Origin of the sequence: Halomonas sp. RT37, assembly GCF_040070525.1 — a bacterium.
GTDB lineage: Bacteria > Pseudomonadota > Gammaproteobacteria > Pseudomonadales > Halomonadaceae > Halomonas > Halomonas litopenaei.
The window spans coordinates 1,145,953-1,169,885 of sequence record NZ_CP098827.1 but is presented as its reverse complement, the minus strand read 5'-3'; the positions used below and the strand labels follow the sequence as shown (position 1 = coordinate 1,169,885).

General features: G+C 64.8%; 23 protein-coding genes. 12 read left to right on the top strand and 11 right to left on the bottom strand.

What is annotated here, in order from left to right; translation table 11 throughout:
- The first annotated feature begins 174 nt into the window (after positions 1–174).
- From cysP to NFG58_RS05275, 5 genes are all read left to right on the top strand, one after another.
- Entirely contained in the window at positions 175–1,197 is a 1,023-nt protein-coding gene (gene cysP / locus NFG58_RS05295) for a thiosulfate ABC transporter substrate-binding protein CysP (RefSeq protein ID WP_348827711.1), read from the top strand.
- Between the two features lie 24 nt (positions 1,198–1,221).
- A complete protein-coding gene (gene cysT / locus NFG58_RS05290) occupies positions 1,222–2,085 on the top strand; it encodes a sulfate ABC transporter permease subunit CysT (RefSeq protein ID WP_348827710.1) in 864 nt (287 codons plus the stop codon).
- Positions 2,085–2,912, top strand: a complete 828-nt coding sequence (cysW, locus tag NFG58_RS05285) for a sulfate ABC transporter permease subunit CysW (protein ID WP_108449783.1) — start codon at positions 2,085–2,087, stop codon at positions 2,910–2,912. The genes cysT and cysW overlap by 1 nt, the downstream gene beginning before the upstream one ends.
- Positions 2,909–4,051: a TOBE-like domain-containing protein gene (locus NFG58_RS05280; protein WP_108131487.1), complete on the top strand. Its 1,143-nt coding sequence runs from the start codon at positions 2,909–2,911 to the stop codon at positions 4,049–4,051. The genes cysW and NFG58_RS05280 overlap by 4 nt, the downstream gene beginning before the upstream one ends.
- Positions 4,052–4,316: 265 nt before the next feature.
- Positions 4,317–4,904 (top strand): YajG family lipoprotein, encoded by a 588-nt coding sequence (locus NFG58_RS05275; RefSeq protein ID WP_045991784.1) that lies wholly within the window; start codon positions 4,317–4,319, stop codon positions 4,902–4,904.
- Positions 4,905–4,992: 88 nt separating this feature from the next.
- Here NFG58_RS05275 and NFG58_RS05270 read toward each other — a convergent pair whose 3' ends face one another.
- Entirely contained in the window at positions 4,993–5,628 is a 636-nt protein-coding gene (locus tag NFG58_RS05270) for a thiopurine S-methyltransferase (protein WP_045991785.1), read from the bottom strand.
- Between the two features lie 20 nt (positions 5,629–5,648).
- Positions 5,649–6,275, bottom strand: a complete 627-nt coding sequence (locus tag NFG58_RS05265; RefSeq protein WP_108131485.1) for a TIGR04211 family SH3 domain-containing protein — start codon at positions 6,273–6,275, stop codon at positions 5,649–5,651.
- A gap of 468 nt (positions 6,276–6,743) precedes the next feature.
- On the opposite strand from NFG58_RS05265, the gene miaB reads away from it, so the two are divergent.
- The 5 genes from miaB (at position 6,744) to lnt (ending at position 12,237) form a co-directional block, all read left to right on the top strand.
- On the top strand, positions 6,744–8,087 hold the full coding sequence (gene miaB, locus NFG58_RS05260) for a tRNA (N6-isopentenyl adenosine(37)-C2)-methylthiotransferase MiaB (RefSeq protein ID WP_045991787.1): 1,344 nt from the start codon (positions 6,744–6,746) through the stop codon (positions 8,085–8,087).
- Positions 8,088–8,228: 141 nt separating this feature from the next.
- The gene (locus NFG58_RS05255) at positions 8,229–9,320 is read left to right on the top strand and encodes a PhoH family protein (RefSeq protein ID WP_348827709.1); all 1,092 of its coding nucleotides are present in this window, start codon (positions 8,229–8,231) and stop codon (positions 9,318–9,320) included.
- Positions 9,317–9,823 carry an rRNA maturation RNase YbeY gene (ybeY, locus tag NFG58_RS05250; protein WP_348827708.1) on the top strand — a complete coding sequence of 169 codons (507 nt, stop codon included), beginning with the start codon at positions 9,317–9,319 and terminating at the stop codon, positions 9,821–9,823. The genes NFG58_RS05255 and ybeY overlap by 4 nt, the downstream gene beginning before the upstream one ends.
- A complete protein-coding gene (locus NFG58_RS05245) occupies positions 9,820–10,686 on the top strand; it encodes a transporter associated domain-containing protein (protein WP_045991790.1) in 867 nt (288 codons plus the stop codon). Before ybeY ends, NFG58_RS05245 begins: the two co-directional genes overlap by 4 nt.
- Positions 10,687–10,746: 60 nt before the next feature.
- Positions 10,747–12,237, top strand: coding sequence for an apolipoprotein N-acyltransferase (gene lnt, locus NFG58_RS05240; protein WP_348827707.1), 1,491 nt, complete (start codon positions 10,747–10,749; stop codon positions 12,235–12,237).
- 216 nt (positions 12,238–12,453) lie between these two features.
- Here the strand turns inward: lnt and phaC are convergent, their stop codons facing one another.
- From phaC to prmB, 5 genes are all read right to left on the bottom strand, one after another.
- Complete coding sequence (phaC, locus tag NFG58_RS05235) at positions 12,454–14,292, bottom strand: class I poly(R)-hydroxyalkanoic acid synthase (protein WP_222569219.1); 1,839 nt, start codon at positions 14,290–14,292, stop codon at positions 12,454–12,456.
- Between the two features lie 236 nt (positions 14,293–14,528).
- Entirely contained in the window at positions 14,529–15,071 is a 543-nt protein-coding gene (locus NFG58_RS05230; RefSeq protein ID WP_045991793.1) for a phasin family protein, read from the bottom strand.
- Positions 15,072–15,356: 285 nt separating this feature from the next.
- A complete protein-coding gene (locus NFG58_RS05225) occupies positions 15,357–15,737 on the bottom strand; it encodes a hypothetical protein (protein ID WP_045991794.1) in 381 nt (126 codons plus the stop codon).
- 131 nt (positions 15,738–15,868) lie between these two features.
- Entirely contained in the window at positions 15,869–16,954 is a 1,086-nt protein-coding gene (gene aroC, locus NFG58_RS05220) for a chorismate synthase (RefSeq protein WP_348827706.1), read from the bottom strand.
- A 10-nt stretch (positions 16,955–16,964) separates the two neighbouring features.
- A complete protein-coding gene (prmB, locus tag NFG58_RS05215; protein WP_231498478.1) occupies positions 16,965–17,936 on the bottom strand; it encodes a 50S ribosomal protein L3 N(5)-glutamine methyltransferase in 972 nt (323 codons plus the stop codon).
- Positions 17,937–18,200: 264 nt separating this feature from the next.
- Between prmB and NFG58_RS05210 the strand changes: the two genes are divergently transcribed.
- Positions 18,201–18,788, top strand: a complete 588-nt coding sequence (locus tag NFG58_RS05210) for a Smr/MutS family protein (protein ID WP_045991797.1) — start codon at positions 18,201–18,203, stop codon at positions 18,786–18,788.
- Positions 18,789–18,902: 114 nt separating this feature from the next.
- Here NFG58_RS05210 and NFG58_RS05205 read toward each other — a convergent pair whose 3' ends face one another.
- From NFG58_RS05205 to NFG58_RS05195, 3 genes are all read right to left on the bottom strand, one after another.
- Positions 18,903–19,931 carry a patatin-like phospholipase family protein gene (locus tag NFG58_RS05205; RefSeq protein WP_045991798.1) on the bottom strand — a complete coding sequence of 343 codons (1,029 nt, stop codon included), beginning with the start codon at positions 19,929–19,931 and terminating at the stop codon, positions 18,903–18,905.
- A 177-nt stretch (positions 19,932–20,108) separates the two neighbouring features.
- On the bottom strand, positions 20,109–20,981 hold the full coding sequence (locus NFG58_RS05200; protein ID WP_348827705.1) for an alpha/beta hydrolase: 873 nt from the start codon (positions 20,979–20,981) through the stop codon (positions 20,109–20,111).
- Entirely contained in the window at positions 20,978–21,784 is an 807-nt protein-coding gene (locus NFG58_RS05195; RefSeq protein ID WP_348827704.1) for an alpha/beta hydrolase, read from the bottom strand. The genes NFG58_RS05200 and NFG58_RS05195 overlap by 4 nt, the downstream gene beginning before the upstream one ends.
- 502 nt (positions 21,785–22,286) lie before the next feature.
- On the opposite strand from NFG58_RS05195, the gene NFG58_RS05190 reads away from it, so the two are divergent.
- A complete protein-coding gene (locus NFG58_RS05190) occupies positions 22,287–23,258 on the top strand; it encodes an AEC family transporter (RefSeq protein WP_315901136.1) in 972 nt (323 codons plus the stop codon).
- Positions 23,259–23,324: 66 nt separating this feature from the next.
- Here NFG58_RS05190 and NFG58_RS05185 read toward each other — a convergent pair whose 3' ends face one another.
- Positions 23,325–23,660, bottom strand: coding sequence for a type II toxin-antitoxin system HicB family antitoxin (locus tag NFG58_RS05185; protein WP_348827703.1), 336 nt, complete (start codon positions 23,658–23,660; stop codon positions 23,325–23,327).
- Positions 23,661–23,933: the final 273 nt, after the last annotated feature.

Below are 23,933 nucleotides of genomic sequence, written 5' to 3'. Positions count from 1 at the left end.
CTCCACGTCTTCTGCCGATTCGTCCGGTTGCAGTCGTCTATAGTATGCGCGTTGCGACATCTTATATTCCAAACAGTTTTAACAAACAGGATTGTAATTCCTTAAAATTAGCCTTAGCCTTCGTTGCGATCCGCCGATTTCCCCGGCCCACCCCCGACGTCAAGGAACCCCGACATGAAGCTGCCCCCGATCCTGCGCCGTACCGCCCTGTCCCTGGCCCTGGCCGCCGGCCTCGGCGGTGCCATGGCCTCGCCGGTAATGGCCGAGGACAAGGAGCTGCTCAACTCGTCCTATGACATCGCCCGCGAGCTGTTCGCCGCCATCAACCCGGCGTTTCAGCAGCACTGGCAGGCAGAGAATGACGGTGAGCTGACCATCAAGCAGTCCCACGGCGGCTCTTCCGCCCAGGCCCGCGCCATCCTGCAGGGCCTGAAGGCCGACGTGGTGACCTACAACCAGGTCACCGACGTCCAGGTACTGGCCGATGCCGGCCTGGTCGCGGAAGACTGGCAGAGCCAGTTGCCCAACAATGCCTCGCCTTACTACTCCACCACCGCCTTCCTGGTGCGCAAGGGCAACCCCCAGGGTATCGAGAGCTGGGAAGACCTGGCCGCCGAGGGCGTCGAACTGGTGTTCCCCAACCCCAAGACGTCCGGTAACGGCCGCTATACCTACCTGGCCGCCTGGGGTGCCGCCGAGCGCAACTTCGACGGCGACGAGGACCACGTGCGCGAGTTCATGAGCGACTTCCTCGGCAATGTGAAGGTGTTTGACACCGGCGGTCGCGGCGCCACCACCAGCTTCATCGAACGTGGCATCGGCGACGTGCTGATCAGCTTCGAGTCCGAGGTCAACAATATCCGTGACGAGTACGGCAGCGACGAATACGACGTCATCGTGCCGCCGGTCAGCATCCTCGCCGAGTTCCCGGTGGCGGTGGTCGAGGAGAACGCCGAGCGCAACGGCAACCTCGAGCTCGCCCGTGCCTACCTCGACTACCTCTACAGCGAGGAGGCCCAGCGCCAGCTGGCAGGCTTCAACTACCGCGTCCACAACGAAGCGGTGAAGGAAGAGTTCGCCGATAGCTTCCCCGAGACCGAGCTGTTCGAGGTTCAGGACGTGTTCGGTGGCTGGGACAGCGCCATGGACACCCACTTCAAGAGCGGCGGCGAGCTGGACCAGCTGCAGCGTCGCTGATCGTCAAGGCAAGCGACCTATCCCATGCACAAGGCCATCTCCCTGCCCTTTGCCCGATCCGCCCGGCGCCGCGTGCTGCCGGGCTTCGGCCTGTCTCTGGGCATCAGCCTCACCTTCGTCTCGCTGGTACTGCTGCTGCCGCTGACCGGCCTGGTCGGCCAGCTCAAGGGGCTGTCGCTGTCCGAGTACTGGGTCATCATCAGTGAACCCCGCGTGGTGGCAAGCTACGTCACCACCATCGGTGGCGCCCTGGTGGCGGCGCTGGTCAACGCCGTGTTCGGGCTGTTGATGGCCTGGGTGCTGGTGCGCTACGACTTCCCCGGCAAGCGCCTGCTCGATGCCCTGATGGACCTGCCCTTCGCGCTGCCCACGGCGGTCGCCGGCATCACCCTGGCAACGCTCTACTCGTCCAAGGGCTGGATGGGACAGCTGCTGGAGCCGTTGGGCTGGCAGGTGTCCTACACCTGGGTCGGCATCGCCCTGGCCATGGCCTTCACCAGCATCCCCTTCGTCGTGCGCACGGTGCAGCCGGTGCTCGAGGACCTGCCCGCGGAAATCGACGAAGCCGCCATGAGTCTGGGCGCCCGCGACGGCGTGGCCTTTCGTCGGGTCATCCTGCCCCACCTGTGGCCGGCCCTGGTCACCGGCACCGGGCTCGCCTTCGTGCGCTCCCTGGGCGAATTCGGTGCGGTGATCTTCATCGCCGGCAACATGCCCTACGAGACCGAGATCACCTCGCTGATGATCTTCGTCAAGCTGCAGGAGTACGACTACGTGGGGGCCTCGGCCATCGCCTCGGTGGTGCTGGCGACCTCGCTGGCGCTGCTGCTGGCGATCAACCTGTGGCAGGGACGCTTTATCCGCCGACTGCACGGAGGACGCGGCTGATGCAACGAATCGGTGACGCCCCCTGGCTCAGGCGCAGCCTGATCGCGCTGGCGGTAACGCTCTCGGCACTGTTTCTGCTGCTACCGCTGCTGGCCATCTTCGCCCAGGCCCTGGCCGAGGGTGTCGGGCCCTTCATCGCCAATGTCACGGATCACTTCACCCTGGCGGCGATCGGCCTGACCCTGTTCATCACCCTGCTGACGATCCCGGTCAACTTGGTTTTCGGAGTCATGCTGGCCTGGCTGGTGACCCGCTTCGCCTTCCCCGGACGGCGCCTTCTGCAGACACTGATCGACATCCCCTTCGCCATCTCGCCGGTGGTGGCGGGCCTGGTCTACCTGCTGCTCTACGGCCGCAACGGCTGGATCGGCGGCTGGCTGGATGCCCACGACATCCAGCTGATGTTCGCCTGGCCCGGCATCCTGATGGTGACCATCTTCGTCACCTGCCCCTTCGTCGCCAGGGAGCTGATCCCGCTGATGCAGGCCCAGGGCTCCCGCGAGGAAGAAGCGGCGGTAACCCTCGGCGCACGCGGCTTTACGCTGTTTCGCCGGGTGACCCTGCCCAATATCCGCTGGGCCCTGCTCTACGGCGTGATCCTGACCAACGCCCGGGCGGTGGGTGAATTCGGCGCGGTCTCGGTGGTCTCCGGGGCCATCCGCGGCGAGACCAACACCCTGCCGCTGCACGTGGAGCTTCTGTATCAGGACTACAACACCGTCGGCGCCTTCGCCAGCGCCGCCCTGCTGGCGCTGATCGCCCTGCTTACCCTGGCCGCCAAGGCCACGCTCGAATGGCGCGCCACGCGCCGGGAGGCCCTGACATGAGCATTCGTCTCGACCATATCCAGAAGCACTTCGGACGCTCCCAGGCGCTGTCTCCCATCGACCTGGACATCAACAGCGGCGAGCTGATCGGCCTGCTGGGTCCGTCCGGTTCCGGCAAGACCACCCTGTTGCGGATCATCGCCGGGCTAGAGACACCGGACGACCACCCCGACTGCCGCATTCTGTTCGGCGAACGCGACGTGACCCATGTACACGTACGTGACCGGCGTATCGGCTTCGTGTTCCAGCACTACGCGCTGTTCCGCCATATGAGCGTGTTCGACAATGTCGCCTTCGGCCTGACCGTGCTGCCCCGCCGCGAACGTCCCTCCAGCGGTGAGATCCGCTCCCGGGTCATGCAACTGCTGGAGATGGTGCAGCTGTCTCACCTGGCCGAACGCTTCCCGGCGCAGCTCTCCGGCGGGCAGCAGCAGCGTGTCTCGCTGGCACGCGCCCTGGCGCTCAAGCCAGAGGTGCTGCTGCTCGATGAACCCTTCGGGGCGCTCGATGCCAAGGTCCGCCAGGAGCTGCGACGCTGGCTCAGGCACCTGCACGACGAGCTGGGCTTCACCAGCGTGTTCGTGACCCACGACCAGGAGGAAGCGCTGGAGCTGTCTGACCGTGTGGTGGTGATGAGCAACGGCCGTATCGAGCAGATCGACACCCCGGAGACGCTGTACCGTCAACCGCGCAATCGCTTCGTGTTCGAATTCCTCGGCGACGTCAATCATCTGGAAGGCGAGGTTCGCGGCGGCGTGCTGACCTGCGGTGAGGCGCGCCTGACACTGGACCTGGACGACGGCCCTCAGGAGATCCTGCTGCGCCCCCACGAGGTACAGGTGGCCGCCGCCCCCAGTGCCGACGCTCACCTGCCCGCGGTGGTCACCGCGGTGGTCCCGGTGGGCGCCGAAGTGCGCATCGAGCTGAACGCCGACTGGATGGACGAGCCCTGGATGGCGACCCTGAGCCATGGCGACGCCGAACGCCTGGCACTTGGCCGTGGCTCCCGGGTCTACGCCCTGCCCCGCCGCTGGCACCACTATCCAGACAGTCGGCCCGATAGCCAGCAACCGGACGTGTCGGGTGATAGATCCGCCAAGAGTGGTGCCAAGCGCCGAGAATCCGGCGCAACTGTCTAAGCGCCGAGAATCCGGCGCCACCGTCTAAGCGCCGCCAAGGGTGGCGCCGCTGTCCAAGCGCTGCGGGCCCGGCGCCACTGTCCAAGCGCCGCGAATCCGGCGCAGACGCCCGCCTGGCGGGCCTTGTCCGCTTCGATCAGCCCAGGAACTTTTGCTGCACGCCCCCCTCTGATAGACGTACTATCGCCCGTCCAGGCAAAGCCTCGTCCGACGAGTGCGCACTACGGTGCGATTTCTACCGATAATACGACAAGGAGTTCCCCCTATGCTTCGTCGCCTTCTGTTGGGCGCCGCTGGTGTGACCGCGCTGCTCGCGCTCAGCGCCTGCTCGAGCCCCCACCATCTGCAGCCCGACCCCAAGCGCAGCGTGGCCGTGCCGGCCTCCGGCTCTGGCCAGGCGGTCACCGTCATCGCCGCCGATGACCGCCCCTCGGACGTGCTCGGTACCCGCAGCGGCAGCGCAAGCTCCACCGCCACCATCAGCGTCAGCCCCCACGAGATCGTGCCGAGGCTTCAGGCCGAGGTGGAGCGGGCGGTGCGCGAGATGGGCTTCAGCCCCACCGCCGAACCGGCTCCGGGCCGCCCCAGCCTGACGCTGACGCTGAAGAAGCTGAGCTATGAACGCGGCCAGAGTCAGCCGCTGGTGGACGAGGCCAGACTGGAAAGCGTCATCGAGGCCGAAGCCAGCAATGACGGCCAGACCTACACCGGCACCTACACCTCGCGCCGCGTGCAGAGTTATGCGGTGAAGCCGGACAAGGCAACCAATCAGCGCATGGTCACCGACCTGCTCACCGACGGTCTGAACCGGGCCTTCGCCGACCCGGAGCTGGGCCAATTGCTGGCCCGCTGACGCTCGCCAGCCCAGCGGGGCGGGCCAGGCAGGCACACGACAGCGCGCCGCCCCTTGTGGGTGGCGCGCTTTGGTTTGATGCACTCAATCACTCGTCGGTGGTGGGACCACGCCGTACCAGCGCCCAGACCGACTCACGAAAGCCATTGGCTTCGGGCTCGCCGTCTTCCAGGTGGGTGACGATGAAGTTGGGGTCGAACAACCGCCTCACTTCGGCGCCGTCCACATGGAACGGCGGACCGTCGTCGCCGCTCCGACTCAGACTGACCAGCAGCCCGCGCGCGCCAGGCGGTATCAGCTGGGCCAGGTGAAAGGCGTAGCGCTGGCGGGTGGCCTCGGGCAAGGCGATCAGGGCGGCGCGATCATAGAAGGCGCCGATCTCCGAGGCCTGGGCGATATGGAAGTGAAAGAAGTCACCGCACCATAGCTCGATACTGCCCTGACGCAGAATCGCGAAACCGTCCTGCTGGTAGCGCGACACCTCCCCTCGGCCATCTTCCACAAACTGTTCGAGCGCGCGCTCCGACAGCTCGATGCCGAGCACCGGATGTTGATGCTCGGCCAGCCAGCGCATGTCCAGGCTCTTGCCGCACAGCGGCACCAGTACCTTGGTCCCGGGAACCGCCCCCAGCATCGGCCAGTGGCGGATCAGTGCAGGATGAACGCTATCGCGATGAAAGCCGATGCGCCCCTCTTCCCAGCGTTTCAACCAGTGTTCGTGCATCGAATTCTCTGTCCCGGGTGCTAGAACCAGCGGTCGCGCTTGCGCCGACGCCGCGGCAGGTGCGGCACGATCAGGCCGACGATCAGGCCCGCCCCGGCGACGCCCCCGCCGTACATGAAGTAGCGCATCAGCAGGTCTTCCTTGCGGGTCTCCAGGCGAGCCTCGAGGTCCTTGTTGGTCTCGCTGATATCGCTGAAGGCGCTCTCCAGCTCATGATTGCGTGCTTCCAGTTCGGCGATGCGGCTCTCGCGCACCTCGAGGGTCTCGGTCATGGTCCGAGTGCGCTCTTCCCAGCTTTCGTTGATGCCGTCGAGCTCCTCGGTGAGTTCTTCCACCCTTGCCTCGAGCTTGGGCAGCTGGTCGCTGGCGCTGGGGGTCTGTTGCAATTCGCTGCTGGGGACCCAGACCACGTCTCCGCTGTCGCTTCGGACCTGGGAATAGTCGCCGGAGGTGTCCAGCAGGGTCACCGGCTGGCCGGCGGTCAAGGTGCCGACGATGCGGTAGCCGTCGGTGGGACCACTACGCACATAGGTGGTGAGTTCGTCCGACACCCATCGTGAGGTGCCGTCGTCCTGAGCCATCGCCGGCAGGGCGGCGCCGGTCAGGGCGAGGCCCAGGGTCACTGTCTTGAGAAATTGCGTTTTCATGCCGTCTTTCCTGGCTAATCTGGGCTCGGTTGCGACTCGAGTGACGCTGCGCCGGCTTCCTGCCAAGCCGCAACGTGCGATGAGACCAAGGAGGGTGACAAACGTTCCACAGCTCCTGTGGACAAGTGTCGGGAAAACCGCTGGACATCGCTGTCCTGCGGGCGAGACACCTGGGGTTGGCACAAAATGGTCATAAAATAGCCAGCCCGCGTTCCCATCCGCCCGCAAGACTATCACATTGGCTCACCGGGATACCCCGGCCGGTGGACCAAGATCCACCGGGATCTCCGCGCGCCCTGCCCTGGTCCCTGGCCGGTACGTCGGCAAACTGGCCCCACCCGGGCCGGGTGCGTATAATGCGCCACCATGCGCCACGGTCGTTCGACCGCCAGTCTCGCGCCCATTCACCACCACTCACGTGACCAGGCACCCCTGGTGCCCATCGGGCCGGGAGCCCGACATATTGCTATGACGAAGAAACTCTTCATCAAGACCCACGGCTGCCAGATGAACGAGTACGACTCTGCCCGCATGGCGGATCTGCTCGGCGACTCCCATCAGATGGAACTGACCGACAACGAACAGGACGCGGACGTGATCCTGCTCAACACCTGTTCGATTCGGGAAAAGGCCCAGGAGAAGGTTTTCCACCAGCTCGGTCGCTGGAAGAAGCTCAAGCAGTCCAACCCCGATCTGGTGATCGGCGTCGGCGGCTGCGTGGCCAGTCAGGAAGGCGAGGCTATTCGCAAGCGCGCCCCCCACGTCGACATGGTGTTCGGTCCCCAGACCCTGCACCGGGTGCCGAGCATGCTCGACGCCAGCCGTGACAACCAGATCTCGGTGGTGGACGTCACCTTCCCCGAGATCGAGAAGTTCGATCACCTGCCCAAGCCCAGCTCCGACGGCGCCAGCGCCTTCGTTTCGGTGATGGAAGGCTGCTCCAAGTACTGCACCTTCTGCGTGGTGCCCTACACCCGTGGCGAGGAAGTCTCGCGGCCGTTCGAGGCGGTCATGGACGAGGTCTTCCACCTGGCCGACCAGGGCGTTCGCGAGATCAACCTGCTGGGCCAGAACGTCAACGCCTACCGCGGGCTCAACGACGACGGCGACGAAATCGATCTGGCCGAACTGATCGCCTGCGTGGCGGCGGTGGACGGCATCGACCGTATCCGCTTCACCACCTCGCACCCGGTGGAGTTCAGCGACAGCCTGATCGAGGCCTACGCCGAGATTCCGGAGCTGGTCAGCCACCTTCACCTGCCGGTGCAGGCTGGTTCCGACCGCATCCTGGCGGCGATGAAGCGCGGTCACACGGTCGAAGAGTACGTCGACAAGATGGAGCGTATCCGCGCGCTGCGCCCGGACATCAGCTTCTCCTCGGACTTCATCATCGGCTTCCCGGGCGAGACCGAGGAGGACTTCGAGGCGACCATGGACCTGATCCATCGCATCGGCTTCGACGTGTCCTTCAGTTTTGTCTACTCCGCTCGCCCGGGCACGCCGGCGGCGGCGCTTGACGACGAGACCCCGGAAGAGATCAAGAAGCAGCGTCTGGCGATCCTGCAGGAGCGCATCAACCAGCAGGCGATGCAGATCAGTCGGCGCATGGTGGGCACTACCCAGCGTGTGCTGGTCAGCGGCTTCTCGCCCCGCGACCCGGGCCAGTTGTCCGGACGCACCGAGAACAACCGGGTGGTCAACTTCCGCGCGGCCAACCCCACCGAGCTGATCGGCTACTTCGTCGACGTCGAGATCACCGAGGCCCTGCCCAACTCGCTGCGTGGCGAACTGGCTTCCGGCGAGCGCTACTGAGGCTCGCCCTGCTCCGGGACGGGCGGCTTGGCCGTTTCACCATGACGATCGCCAATGCTCAGGACCCGGAGCATTGCCCTGGCCCACGCCGGGGCAGTAAGCTGAACCTTCAAAGCCACCCAAACACGGATTCTTCACGCCTTGAGCCAGCCATCGACCCAGGCCAACCGCATCATCACGCTCAACCTCGAACCCAACGAGCCCCGCCGTCTTGCCAACCTGTGTGGCCAGCGCGACGAGCATCTGAAGCTGATCGAAAGCCGGCTCGGCGTCACCCTGCGCAACCGCGGCAACATGTTCCAGCTGGCCGGGCCCGGCGCTCGCGTCAAGGCGGCCGCGAACCTGGTGGAACACCTCTATCGTGAGGCCGAGGCCACCGAGCTGACCCCGGACACCGTGCACCTGTTCCTGCAGGAAGCCGGCATCGAGGCCCTCGACGAGGACGCCGAAGAAGACGCCGGCGAGGGCGAGGTGCTGATTCGTACCCCGCGCACCCTGATCAAGCCGCGCGGTCTCAATCAGCAGGGCTACGTCACCAGCATCCGCAACCACGACATCAACTTCGGCATCGGCCCCGCCGGCACCGGCAAGACCTACCTGGCGGTGGCGGCCGCGGTGGAAGCGCTCAACCAGCAGCAGGTGCGACGCATCCTGCTGGTGCGCCCGGCGGTGGAAGCCGGCGAGAAGCTCGGTTTCCTGCCCGGTGACCTTGCCCAGAAGATCGATCCCTACCTGCGCCCACTGTATGACGCCCTGTACGAGATGATCGGCTTCGAGCAAGTCGCCAAGCTGATCGAGCGCCAGGTGATCGAGATCGCGCCGCTGGCCTACATGCGCGGGCGCACCCTGAACAATGCCTTCATCATTCTCGACGAGAGCCAGAACACCACTCGCGAGCAGATGAAGATGTTCCTGACCCGCATCGGCTTCGGCTCCACCGCGGTGATCACCGGCGACGTGACCCAGGTCGACCTGCCCAAGGGCCAGAGCTCCGGCCTGATCCAGGTGCTCGATGTGCTCAAGGACACCGCCGGTATCGGGGTGACCCACTTCGCCGCCAAGGACGTGGTTCGCCACCCGCTGGTGCAGCGTATCATCGAGGCCTACGACCTGTTCGAGGCCAACCAGGAAGCCGAGGAACGCGCCCGCCGCGAGGCGCGTGCCGAAGAGCGTCGGCTGGAGCGTGCCGAGCGTCTACAGTCCTTGAACGGTGACGGAGACGCCCGCGGATGAGCGCCTGCGTGGACCGTCAGGTGGCCAGCGAGGCCAGCGAGCTGCCAGAGGCAGATGACCTCGAGCGCTGGGTCGACGCCGTGCTGGCCCACTTCCCCGAACGGGCGGAGTCGGAACTCACGATTCGCCTGGTCGACGCCGACGAGAGCCAGACCCTCAACCGTGACTACCGTGGCAAGGATGCCCCGACCAATGTCCTGTCATTCCCCTTCGAGGCCCCGCCAGGCCTCGAGCTTCCGCTGCTTGGCGATCTGGTGATCTGCCATCAGGTGGTCGTGCGCGAAGCACGCGAGCAGGACAAGTCGCTGATCGATCACTACGCTCATATGGTCGTGCACGGCACCTTGCATTTGCTGGGCCATGACCATATCGAGGATGAGGAGGCCGACCTCATGGAAGGCCTCGAGCGCAGTATCCTTGCCGGCCTGGGCATTGACGACCCTTACGCCCCGCCGGCCCCATCTCCGGATCCCGGTAGCGAGGACGAGAGAGCCGACGCATGAGCGAAGACCGATCGAGTAGCCAGGCCCCCAACAAATCCTGGTTCGACAAACTCTTCAGTGCCCTGTCCAGCGACAGTGACGAACCCAGCTCACGAGAAGAGTTGCGCGAATTCCTGCGCCAGGCGGGCAGCCGCCTGAAGCTTGAGCAGGATGCCATGACCATCATCGAAGGCGCCCTGAACATCAGCGACCAGCAGGTCAGGGAGGTGCTGATCCCGCGCTCCCAGGTCACCGCCCTGGAGCTCGATCAGCCGCTGGAGGACTACCTGCCGATCATTCTCGAGACCGGTCACTCGCGCTACCCGGTGATCGGCGAGAACCTCGACGAGGTCAAGGGCATCCTGCTGGTGAAGGACCTGCTGCCGTTGCTGCAGGGGTCCAGCGACGACCGCCCCTTCCAGCTTGAAGAAGTCCTGCGCCCTGCCATGTTCGTGCCGGAGTCCAAGCGCCTCAACAGCCTGTTGAAGGAGTTCCGTGACACCCACAGCCATATGGCGGTGGTGGTGGACGAGTACGGCGGCACCGCCGGGATCGTCACCATCGAGGACATCCTCGAGGAGATCGTCGGCGACATCGAAGACGAGCACGACACCGACGAGGAAGAGGACATCCGCCAGCTGGGCGATGACCGCTACGCGGTGCGTGCCCTGACCCCCATCGAGGACTTCAACGAGCGCTTCGGCACGCGCTTCTCCGACGACGAGTTCGATACCCTGGGAGGACTGGTGATGCAGCGTTTCGGCCACCTGCCGGCGCGCGGCGAACATACTCTGATCGGGGGCTGGCGCTTCACCGTGCTCAACGCCGACAATCGGCGTATCCGGCTGCTCGAGGTCGAACCCGAAAGCCGTACCGACGACTGAACCCGTGCGTCCCCGTCCGGGGACGCCTTGCCTTTCTCGCCCACACCAAGGATGGACCCCATGCTCGAGCGAGTGCTCGGCGGCAGGGCCGGCTACCTTGCCGCCCTGATTGCCGGAGGGCTGACGACCCTCGCCGCCGCCCCCTTTTCCTGGTGGTGGCTGGCCCCGCTGGCCGCCGCCCTGGTCTACGCCGGTCTCTATCGTCGGGGCGCACGCCAGGCGCTGCTGCGCGGCTGGTGTTACGGCCTCGGACTGTTCGGAAGCGGCGCCTCCTGGGTCTACGTATCGATCCACGACTATGGCTACACCAGCGCACCGCTGGCGTTCTTCCTGACCGCCCTGTTCGTGGCCAGCATGGCGCTGTTCGTCGCCTTGCCGATGGGGCTGTTCCGGCGCCTGATGCCGGCCCGCCCCACCGCGCTGGCAGGCGGGCTCGGCTTCGTCGGCTTCTGGGTACTGATGGAGTGGATCAGGACCTGGCTGTTCACCGGCTTTCCCTGGCTGCTGCTCGGCAGCACCCAGGTCGACTCACCGCTGTCGACGCTGGCGCCCCTGGGCGGCGTCTACCTGCTGTCGCTGGTGGTGGCGGCCAGCGGTGTGCTGCTGACGGAGCTCGCGCGGCCACGACCGCTGGCCGCCCTGCCGCTGGTGGCCATGTGGGGCCTGCCCTGGCTGCTGCCGAACCAGTGGACCTCGCCCACCGGTGATCCGCTGAACGTGGCTCTGTTGCAGGGCAACCTGCCCCAGGAGATCAAGTGGCTGCCCGAAGGCCAGCGCCAGGCGGTCAATACCTATCTGGGCATGACCGGTGACCTGGAGGCGACCGCCCCGGTGGAGCCGGACATCGTTATCTGGCCCGAGGCGGCCCTGCCGATGTTCGAGGACCAGGCCGAGCCGATCATGGCCCGCGCCCAGGCGGCGCTGGCCCCCGAGACGGCGCTGCTGACCGGCATCCTTCAGCGCGACGCCGACGGGCGTTTCTTCAACGCCGTGAGCGCCTACGGCAACGCCAGTGGCGCCTATCGCAAGGCCCACCTGGTGCCCTTCGGCGAGTACCTGCCACTGGAAAGCCTGCTCAGGGGCGCCATCGCCTTCTTCGACCTGCCGATGCCTGCCATGACGCCGGGACCGGATACGCAGCCGCCGATGACCGCCGCCGGTCACACCCTCGGCAACGCCATCTGCTACGAGATCATCTACGCCGACCTGGTGGCCGAGCGTGCCCGTGATTCGGAACTGTTGCTCACCGTCTCCAACGACAGCTGGTTTGGCGATTCGATCGGCCCCCACCAGCATCTGGAAATGGCCCGGCTGCGCGCCCTGGAAAACGGCCGCTACGTGATGCGAGCCACCAGCAATGGCATCACCGCCATCATCGACGATCAGGGCCGCCTGCTCGACCAGCTGCCCCAGTTCGAGACGGCGCGCCTGGACGGTCAGGTGCAGCCGATGCAGGGGCTGACGCCCTTCACCCGCACCGGTAGCTGGCCCACCTGGCTCGTCGCCGGGCTGATGCTGCTGGCGGGCGCACTGTGGCGCCGGCGGGACTGAGCCAACGCAAGCCGACGCAAGCCAACGACCGTCGACGCCGCTCTGGCCGCGAACGACATTCACCACAAACGACAACGCCGCGAGGGCTCAGGCCCCCCCGGCGTTGTTGTGTTGCAACCGTGTTGCAACAGTGCGGATTAGTGTACGAGCGTCAGGCGGGTATCAAAGGCCAGATGCGTTCCTCGGATACCCTCCTGCCTGTCACGCTGACGAACGTTACTCGGCGGCCTCGTCGTCCTCCGCCTCGCCCAGCACTTCAGGGATGCTGGTCTTGACGAAACGCCCCGGCGCGGGCTCCAGCAGCGGCAGCTCACCGCCACCAGGCTCGCGGGCATCGACCATCTTGTCGGCGTCCACGTAGCCACCCTTGACCATCCACTCCTGCCAGTGGGGCCACCAGGAACCTTCATGAGCCTCGGCACCGGCCAGCCACTCTTCGTGGTTGTCGGGTAGCTCGTCGTTGGTCCAGTAGCCGTACTTGTTCTTGTGCGGCGGATTGACCACACCGGCGATATGGCCGGAGCCCCCCAGCACGAAGGTCACCGGGCCCTTGGGCAACAGCGCGCCGTAGTAGCTGCTGTTCCACTTGGCGATATGGTCTTCCTTGGTGGCGATGAAGTAGCTCGGCGTCGACACCTTGCGCAGGTCGATCTTGACGCCGTCGAGCTCGACACCGCCTGGCTCGACCAGCTGGTTCTCCTGATACAGGTGACGCAGGTACCAGCCGTGGGTGCCCGCCGGCAGGTTGGTGCCGTCGGTATTCCAGTACAGCAGGTCGAAGGCCGCAGGATCCTCGCCCTTCAGGTAGTTGTTGACGTAGAACGACCAGAACAGGTCGTTCTCCCGCAGCAGGTTGAACGAGTAGGCCATGACGCGGCCATCCAGGTAACCGTCCTGCTCGAGCTTGGCTTCGATGCCCTGGAGCACCGGTTCGCTCAGGAAGACGCCGATCTCGCCGGGGTCACGGAAGTCCTGCAGGGTCGCCATGTAGGTCACCGACTTGGCCTTGCGCCCGCGCCGGGTACTGGTCAGGTAGGCCATGGTCGAGGCCGTCAGGGTGCCGCCGATGCAGTAGGACAGGAAGTTGGCCGACTTCTCGCCGGTGGCCTGCTCGATACCGTCCAGCGCCGCGATCGGGCCAAGCTGCATGTAGTCCGCCCAGGTCAGATCGCGCTGCTCCGGTCCGGGGTTGCGCCAGGAGATCAGGAACACGGTGTGGCCCTGGTCCACCAGCCACTTCACCAGCGAGTTTTCCGGGCGCAGGTCGAGCACGTAAAACTTGTTGATCCAGGGTGGCACGATCAACAGCGGCGTCTTGAACACCTTCTCGGTGGTGGGCGCGTACTGGATCAGCTGGATCAGCTCGTTTTCCATCACCACCGCGCCTTGTGACACCGCGATGTTTTCACCGACCTCGAAGGCGCTGCGATCGGTCATGGTGACGTTAAGACCCTCGGCCGAGTTGGCCAGGTCCTCGCGCAGACGCGACAGACCGTCGACCAGGTTCTGGCCCCGGGTCTCGAGGGTCTTGCGCATGACTTCGGGATTGGTGGAGACGAAGTTGGTCGGCGACATGGCGTTGACCATCTGACGCGCGTAGAAGGACAGATTGCGCTTCTCGCCGGGGCTCAGATCGTCGAGCTTGTCCACCAGAGTCTCGACGGTGTTCGAGAACAGCAGATACTGCTGCATGATGGCGTTGTAGCCAGGATCGCTGGTCCAGGCCTCGTCCTTGAAGCGGCGATCGCCGCGGGACGGCGTCACCAAGGGCTCGAAAGCGCCACCGCTGGCCGCCGCCATGGCCTGTTGCCACAGCGCCATCTGATCCTGCATCAGCTTGGCCTGGGTCTCCCATAGCAGGGTGGGATTGCGCATCAGCGATTCGGCACCGGCCTGGAAGCTGTTGCGAATGTCCTCCATCACCGAATCCGCTGCGTCATTGGGCACCATGCGCGAAAGGAAATCTTCCATCAACGCCTGGTACTCGGCGCCCAGCACCGATAGCTGGTTGCCCCATTCCTCCGGGTTGTCCGCCGCCTGATCACCTGCCGCCATTGCGTTCTCCTCTGGCCTGCCCTGCAAAAAAGGGTGGACCACCGTCGGCCTCGCGGCGTCGCAGCTATCCACCCTCGTTTCGTCATCGTTGTTGGGGGGCGAGTCGGCCGCCGCTGACTATGCCGTCGTGCGGCAGGCGCTTCACGCCAATGCCTGCACTCGCCTGCGGCCGCTCACTCATTGGCACGTCCAACAGTACTCTTGTCTCAGGTGCGCTTGCCTCAGACCCGCTTGCCTCAAGTGCGCTTGCGGCTGGAGGTCGCCTTGGCGGTTCCGCCGGTCGACTTGCTGGCGCTGCTGGTCTGAGACGAGGCCTGGGAGGCCGCCTGTGAAGTCGCCTGGCTGGCCTGCTGGGTGGCCTTTTCGGCTGCCTCGGTGACCTGCTGGGTGGCCTTCTCGACCGCCTCGGTCGCCTGGTCGCGGGCCTGGGTCGCCTGATCGGCAAGCTGCTGGCCGGACTCGGCAAACAGCGACTCCAGTTCGCTCTTGAACTCGAGGCTCATTTCGCTCATGGCGCGGGCATCTTCGAGCATCTGCGCCGACAGTTCGTTGAGCATCTCGGCCTGACGGGTAGAGAAGTCGCGCAGCCCCTCGGCGTCGTTGATCGCGGTGGCTTCACGCATGCGCTCGGTACCCATCTGGCTATAGCGCTTCATCGACTCCATCTGGTACTGGGACATTTTCTGCATGTTGTCCAGCATCAGGGAGTTGAGTTTGCGCATCGGCTCGAAGAACTGACGAGTCTGCTCGTTGAAGTTGTCGAACATCTTGTCTTGCATGACCGAACCTCCTGGAATCGTGTCGATGGTGTCTGTCCACTCGGCAATCCGCTGCCACTGTCCGCCAGGGAGCCTCCGTCCAGGAAGCATGCTGAGGACAGCGTTGTTGCAGCGCAACAAACTCAGTCTGGCACACCCTCGGTGACAACGCCATGACAGGCGTCGCCTCCTGCGCGATTGTGCATCAAGACGCCCCGCACCCTCGCCATCGGCGAATCTGCCCTCCCCGCCATACCCGTGGCCGCTTTCCTGCGGGCCCCTGGCGGGCACTTGACGAGCACCTGGCTAGCTCTTGCCGCCCTTGGCACTGCGCGAGCTGGCCTTGGCCGCCCCACTGGACCGCGGCGCCGTGGAGCTTGACGCCTCCTCGGCCTTGTCATCCTTGGCAGAAGAACCCTTGGCGCTCTGGGCGGCCTGGGTCAGCATATCCATCATCATCTTCTGATAGTTGCCGAAACTGGCAAGCCCCTGGGACAGTCCCTGCTGCAGCGCCGGCTGTTGCAGGAACGGCTGCATCAGGCTCATCGGATCGTAGCCTTCGACACCGGACTCCATCTGCCGATGAATGCGATCGAGCAGGTCCTGCTGGAAGGCCTCGATATTGGGAAGCCCCAATGCCTGGCGTAACTCTTCCGGGGTCAGATCGAATTCGACGTTGATCTTCATGCTGGCCTCGTGATCCTTGTATGGCGGTGTGTGGCGCCGGTAGCCCGCGCTATCGGGCGCAAAGATGCCTGCATCCTGCACCTTCCCTGCCACAGTTACTTGAGTGTAGCAGTCCTGTCATGCTCTGCGATTCAGCGTAGCCGTGGTGTGCTGACTCGCACATCACTGTTCTGTGCGCGATGACGCAGCAGGTGGTCCATCAGGGTCAGCGCCATCATCGCTTCGGCGATGGGCGTGGCACGAATCCCCACGCAGGGATCGTGGCGTCCCTTGGTTACCACCTCCACCGGATTGCCGTCCACGTCGATGGAGCGCCCAGGAATGGTGATGCTGGAGGTCGGCTTGAGCGCCAGGTGAGCGATCAGCGTCTGGCCGCTGGAGATGCCTCCCAGTACGCCACCGGCATGATTCGACAGAAAACCCTCCGGGGTCATCTCGTCACGGTGCTGGCTGCCACGCTGGGCCACGCTGGCAAAGCCGTCACCGATCTCGACGCCCTTGACCGCGTTGATGCTCATCAGGCCGTGGGCCAGCTCGGCATCGAGGCGGTCGAACACCGGCTCGCCAAGCCCGGGCGGCAGCCCTTCGGCGGTGACGGTGATCTTCGCCCCCACCGAGTCCTGGTCACGGCGAAGCTGGTCCATGTAGGCCTCGAGTTCCGGCACCCGTTTGGGGTCGGGACAGAAGAAGGGGTTGTCGTTGACCGCTTCCCAGTCACGAAACTCGATGGCCAGCTCGCCCAGCTGACTCATGTAGCCACGCACCACGATGCCCTGGCTCGCCAGGTACTTCTTGGCGATGGCCCCGGCGGCCACCCGCATGGCGGTCTCGCGGGCACTGGAACGTCCGCCACCGCGATAGTCGCGCTCGCCGTACTTGTGGTGATAGGTGTAGTCGGCGTGGGCCGGCCGGAACTGGTCCTTGATCTTCGAATAGTCCTTGGAGCGCTGGTCGGTGTTCTCGATCAACAGGCCAATCGAGGTACCGGTGGTGCGCCCCTCGAACACGCCCGACAGGATCTTCACCTGATCAGGCTCACGACGCTGGGTGGTATGGCGCGACGTGCCTGGACGGCGACGATCCAGGTCGGCCTGCAGATCGGCCTCGCTGAGCTCGATGCCAGGCGGGCAGCCATCGACGATGGCGCCGAGCGCAAGCCCGTGACTCTCGCCAAAGGTGGTGACGGTAAACAGCTTGCCGAAGGTATTGCCGGACATGGGCGCTCCTCTATTGTTGTGCAAAGGACGCCGCATGGGCGTCGAGTTCTTCGGCGGTGAGGGCAAACACGCCCTGACCGCCGCGCTCGAATTCGAGCCACAGGAAGGGAACCTCGGGGAAGGCCGCTTCCAGATGATGATCGGAGTTGCCGACCTCGACGATCAGCACGCCGTGGTCGCTGAGGTGCGCTCTTGCCTCGCGCAGGATACGTCTGACGATATCCAGGCCATCGCTGCCCGCCCCCAGCGCCAGAGCCGGCTCATGACGGAACTCCTCCGGCATGGTGGTCAGGTCGCGGATATCGACGTAGGGCGGGTTGGACACGATCAAGTCGTAGCGCTGACCTTCCAGGCCATCGAAGACGTCGCTGTGCACCGCGCGCACGCGCCGGCCTACGTCGTGGCGATTGATGTTCTCACGGGCCACCGCCAGGGCGTCCTGGCTGATATCGGACAGGTCCACCTCGACGGTAGGCAGATACTCGGCGCAGGCGATGCCGATACAGCCCGAGCCGGTGCACAGGTCGAGGATGCGCCGAGGCGGCTCCTCGGGGAACCAGGCCTGAAAGCCCGACTCGATCAACTCGGCAATCGGCGAGCGCGGAATCAACACCCGCTCGTCCACACTGAACACAAGCCCGGCGAAGAAGGCCTCGCCGAGCAGGTAGGGCAAGGGCCGCCTGTCGCTGATCCTGGCGCGCACCAGACCGACGATGCGCTCGCGTTCCATCGGCAGCAGCCGCGCGTCCAGCACGCCGGGGTCCACGTTCCAGGGCAGATGCAAGGCGCCAAGCACCAGTGCCACCGCCTCGTCCCAGGCGCTGTCTGTGCCGTGGCTGTAGGTCAGCCCCGCCAGGTGAAACTCGCTGGTTGCCCAGCGCAGACAGTCGCGCAGGGTGAACAGGCCGTCGGCCAATTCAGCGTCGGGGAGCGCCAGCGTCGAAGACCTGGAAGTGGACGGAGAGGAGGAAGAGTCGGCCAAGAGGGCATCCTGTCGATCGGGTTCAAGAAGAGGCGTGCGCCAGGATCGCATGGACAATCACCGCCTTCGACGACCTTCACGCGAAGGTCCCTTCCGTTCCAGGGGCGAAGGCAGATGCAAGATCCTGGATAGCGATATAGATAGAGATCGAGATAGCGATATAGATGGCTATCTGACTCGCAAGGCATTGTATCCGTGCCGGCGGTTCACTGCCACGGCCACCACGGTATACTGGGCCTCCCTTTTACCGGACCCGAGGACCCCATGAGCCAGCGCCAGCCACCGCCCGACGACGAGATCAGCGCGTTTCGCCAGGCCCTGGAGCAGGCAGGTGTCCGTCGTATCCGCCACAACCGCGCCGACACCGGCAAGCCGCGTCCGACCACCCGTGCCCAGCGAGATCAGGCCGCCGCCGCACGCCGCGCTGCCGCCGTCAGCGCGGGTGATGACGTGGCCACCGGGCGCACCTCGGATGGCCGAGTCGAGCCGGTACGCCCATCGGAGTATCTGGACTTTGCCCTTCCCGACCTGCCCTATCGCACCCGTAGCCAGTTGAAGCGCGGGATGATCGGCTGGGAAGGCGGTCTGGACTTGCACGGCTACAGCCTCGAGGAGGCTCGCTCGGAACTCGAGAGCTTTCTGCGTGACTCGGTGGCCAGTGGCCATCGCTGCGTGATCGTGGTCCACGGCAAGGCCTGGGGCGCCACCGCCGACTATCCGGTGATCAAGAGTCACGTCAATGCGTGGTTGAGAGAATGGCCGAGCGTGCTGGCCTTCTGTTCGGCCACCGACGCCGAAGGCGGCACCGGTGCGGTTTACGTGCTGCTGAGACGGCGCGGACAAACGCCCTGAGCCCCGGTCAGACAGACACCCTGCCCCCCTCTCAGAAGGTGCATCGGTGCGACCCAAATGCTGCTGAGGCGGCGCAGTCGATATGGGCCTGGAAGTCGCGGCCGATGCCCTGGGTCAGCCTGCTGGCTTTTCGGTCTGCTCGACGATACCGCAGGTCTCGATGCGATCCAGCGCCTGGCAGGTCAGGTGACGCCCCAGACGGATCAGATCCCTGGCACGGTGGAATTCGAAGGAACCGCAGACGGTCTTGGGTATCTCCACCAGGATGTCCGGCGGATAGCCCGCCTCCTTGTAGCGCGCCAACGCCGCCTGGGTGATGTCGAAGGAGGTCAGGATGGTGGCCAGCCGCCCCCAGTCCTTGCGCCCCAGCGCGGCATTACCGCGCTCGGCACGGTCGGCTTCGGCCTCCGATTCGGCGCTTTCCTGAAAACGCCGCGCCATCAGCGCACCGCGTCGATCGCCCCTGCGGCGTTCTCCGTTGGTACCTTTACCGCCTCGGGCCTCATCGCAGCTCGGGCACTCCACCGGCAGCAACTCCTCGAGAGAGACAAGGTTGGGGCTGTTGGCGGTGACGTTGACCGCCATCACCAGGTCCGCGTGGACCGACACGTTGGAGATGATCGGCAGCGGATTGAGCAGACCGCCATCGACCAGCAGCCGAGGCCCATCCTCGACCGGCGTGAAGACCCCGGGTATGGCGATGGAGGCACGGATAGCCTTGAGCAGGGACCCCCGCTGAAACCACACTTCTCGCTGGCGCATCAGGTCGGTCGCCACCGCGGTGAAGGGAATGGGCAGGTCCTCGATGGCGACATCACCGATAAACGACTCGATCTTGCTCATCACCTTCCTGCCCTGCATGGCGCCCATGGAGGTGAACGACATGTCGAGCAGACGAAGTACGCCGAAGGAGCCCAGTTCCTCGACCCACTGACGGTAGGGCTCGAGCTTCCCCGCAGCAAAGATGCCCCCGACCAGGGCGCCCATGGAGCACCCCGAGATCGCCACCACTTCATAGTCGCGGGCGACCAATTCCTGCAGCACACCGATGTGGGCATAGCCTCGGGCACCACCACTACCCAATGTCAGCGCAATGCGCTTGCCGCTCGATCCCGGGGGACAATCGTGGCGATAGACGGTCATGGCAATGCCCTCCTGCTGCGGATTGGCCGCGCGGGCAGCGCTTGAACAGCGCATGCCTCGCACTCGCAGGCCTGTCTATAAGCTTAGACTAACCCACCGTGGAAAAGCTTACGCGGCCTGTCACGGCGCAGCGGCCAAGACTCATCCACCGACTGGCTGCCAAGGTCGTCTTGTCGATCAAGGTGTTGCGGACAACGCCTCGACGATGGCATCGGCCACCGCGGGGGCGTGCTGCGGCGAGGCATGAAGATGGTGTCCGCCCTCCAGCACGCAACGGGTCAGGCGGCGAACGCGTGCTCGCGAGGCCACCCCTCGTGGACGTTCCCCGAGAATACCGTCACGCCCTTCGACCAGCAGTACCTCGCAGGCAATAGCCTCGAGCAGATTGGCGACCTGGTCATCGGTCAGCCGCACGGGGGAGGGGCGCAGCAGGCGCGGGTCGGTGCGCAGTCGCAGGCCGCCCTCGTCGCAGGGGGTCAGGTTCCTGGCCACGATGTCGCGCACCGTGTCGGCATCCACCGGGGTGGCGCCACCGGCGACCCGCGCCGCCACCGCGGTATCCAGATCGGCATAATGAGGAATCCGCGAGCGACGGCGACGCTGGGCCCGCAACGAACGCCCCAACTGGCCAGCGGTATCTTCAGGTGGGGTGGTCAAGGCCCCCAGACCGTCGACCAGCACCAGGCGCTCGATGCGTTCGGGCCAGGCCGCGGCGACCAGGCAGGCCACCCCGGCGCCGAGGGAGTGAGCCAGCACCGGGGCACTGTCCAGTCCGAGATCATCCAGTGCATCGAGCAGGTCGTGGCAGTAGTCCCAGATGGCGTAGTCGTAGTCACCGGGCAGCCGCTCGGAGTGTCCATGGCCGGCCATGTCGATGGCCACCAGGCGTATATCGAGCCGTTCGGCCAGCACCGGCGCTAAACGCGCAAAGCTTGCGGCGTTGTCGAGCCAGCCGTGCAGCGCCAGCCACACCGGCGCCTCCGTGCGTCCCCAGGCCAGTGCGGCCAGGCGCCCCTGTGCCAGGCGAAGCGCTTCTCCCGATGGCTTCATTGCGTTGTCCCTTCGCCCAGCAGACGGTCGATCATGGCAAGCAAGGCGCGTCGCGTTGCCTCGGGCTGCTCCATCGGAAACATATGACTGCCGGGCACCCTGTCCAGGGCGATACCGCGCCGGCTGAGACGTCGGCAACGTGCCTCGGTCAGCAAGTCAGACGTCTCCCCTGCCAGCACACCCAGAGGTACTCGTACCTCCGTGGGCAGACGATCCAGATGGTGGGGCAGATGACGGAAGATCTCGACCTCGATATCCGGGTCATAGCTCAACACCACCGCGCCGTCCTCCAGGGTCGTGGTGCCGGCATCGATGTAGTCGTCCAGCGCCTCCTCGGTGAAGCTGCGAAACAGACCCTTGCGCCGGAGTTGAGCGCGCATCGCATCACGGCTTTCCCAACGGGTACGGCGCCCCTTGCTCTTGCCTGCCGGCGTCACTCGATCCACCATGCCGAGCCACTTGCTGACGCGCATGGCCAAGGCGTCGATGCCCAGCATCAGCGGCGGGTCGAGCATCACCACGGCCTGGAACCGCTCCGGCTCCTGGCGCGCCGCCATGGCGGTGATCACCCCGCCCATGGAGTGGCCGACACCGATAAAGGGTCCGGCCAGGTGGCGGGTGCTCTCGAGGTATTCATCACGCAATGCCAACCAGTTGTGGCCCACGGGAAAATCGGGATGGTGGCCCAGGCGATCGAGCGGCTGGACGTCGAAGCGCTCTGCGAGTGGTGCCAGCAGGCTTCTGTAACTGCCGCCGGGAAAGCCATTGGCGTGGGCGAACAGCAAGGTTGGGGTATCTGGCATGATTCTGTCTCATCCGATGAGAGGCGGCGACCCGCCGCTGTAGCCTTGGCAGGCTAACGGCATTACCCTAGGCCGCCAAGTGAACCAAAGCCTAGATTCCCCGGAATTCCCCCTGACTCCCCGCTACCAAGGAGCAACGCGTGTCCCGTAAACCCGCCCGCGATACCCGCCTGCGCAACCGTCTGTTCTTCACCACCGTGGCCGTGGCGGTGGTCATCGGACTCTGGCTGGCGCGCTGAACTCTCTTGACAAGGGCGCACCAGAAGCCCCGACGTGCGCCCTCTTCAGTCGTTCTCTTCACCTCATCTTCACGTCCTCTTCACCACCTCTTCTTCGACCGGCCCTCTCCCTGGTCGAACCGCACCGTGATTGGCCCTCAGATTCCTGAATCCAGCCACCATCCAAGTCCCGCGCTCCCGGTCATACCAAGAACCTCACCCGACGCCGTCCACCCAAAGGCTTCCCAACTATAAATCATACATAGTATATTAAGTCCTTTAGCGTGCTATCCGAGCAGGAGGGTCTCCCCATCGATATCAGCATCCTTGCCAGCACCCTCGGCGTCAGCCTGCCCGTTTTCGCCATGGTCTTCATCGGCGCCGTTCTGAAGCGTCTGGGCTGGATCGATCAAGCCTTCGTCGACACCGCCTCGAGCCTGGTGTTTCGCCTGACCATGCCAACGCTGTTGTTCCTGAGCCTGCTGCGCGCCGATCCCGGCCAGGACCTGAAGCTCGGACTGGTCGGTTTCTATCTGGTCGTCTCGGTGGCCATCTTTCTTGTCATCTGGGGCTGGGCCCTGTGGCGCTGCCCGCGAGTGGATCGCGGCGTCTTTGTGCAAGGCGCCTTTCGCGGCAACTGCGGTATCGTCGGACTGGCCCTGTCGGCCAACATGTACGGCGACTTTGGCCTGTCGCTCGGCAGTGTCATGGCCGGCGGCATCATCATCGTCAACCTGGTAATGTCGGCCATTGTACTGTCGGTCTACAGTCCGGTGGTCAGCTCACGTCCCCTGGCGATCCTCAAGGACGTCGCCACCAACCCATTGATCATCGGTATCGTCGCCGCCCTGCCGCTGACCTACCTTCACCTCGACTTGCCGCCCTGGCTGATGACATCCGGCGACTACCTGGCCTCGCTGTCGCTACCGCTGGCGCTGATCTGCATCGGTGGCAGCCTGAGCCTGCAGGCCGCCCGTGAGAGCGGAACCTTGGCGCTGTCGGCCAGCCTGTGGAAGGTTGCCGTCATGCCGGCCATCGGTGTTGCACTGGCACTGGCGGTGGGCTTTCGGGGCGCCGAACTCGGCATGCTGTTCCTGTTTCTCGGTAGCCCCACTGCCGCCGTAGCCTACGTCATGGCCAGGGGGGCCGGCGCCAATCAACGCCTCGCCGCCAGCATCATCATGCTCAGCACCTTGCTTAGCCTGGTCTCCATCAGTGTGGGGATCATGGTGTTGACGGCTGCCGAACTGGTGTAAGAAAAAGGTCCAGCACACCCTATGCGTCCAGCAATCTCGGTACGTCTTGACCTCAATTCATCGACGTCACGTCGATAGCTCGTTCTCTAGCGCAGTCGTCATCAACAGATTCAGGCTGATGCCGCGGGCCTTGGCGGCATCAACCGCCTGCTTGTGCATCGATTCGGGAACGCGGACCTGGAACTTTCCAGAGTACGCCCTGACAGGATCGATCCCCATCTCGCGGCAAGTATCCAAGAAGACACGCAGCGATATCTCCCCTTCCTTGCGCAAGGCACAGACACTATCGGCATAGAAATCGGCGCCCCCATTGAGTCCCGTGAATTCTCCGCGAAACATCTCGATTTCGGGGTCATACTGAATAATGGCGCGATAACCATTGATCATCATGACATTGTTCATGGCATCAATCCGTTTGCTTCCAGCCATTTACGAAGGCTTGCGACGGCCCCCTTATCCGTATCCGGTGTCGGGTGTGGACGATGAAACACGCGCACTTCTCGAAACTTGCGTGTTTTCGTTTCACGCACCGACAGTACCAAAGCTTAGTACCACCTCGAGTCAAATGAACGCTCCTGCGCAACCTGAAAAGTGCGAGCGTCAATGCAATACCAGCAAGGCCCGGTGATCGACTCACCGGGCCTTGCTGTCTGCACGTCAGCGGTGTCACCACCG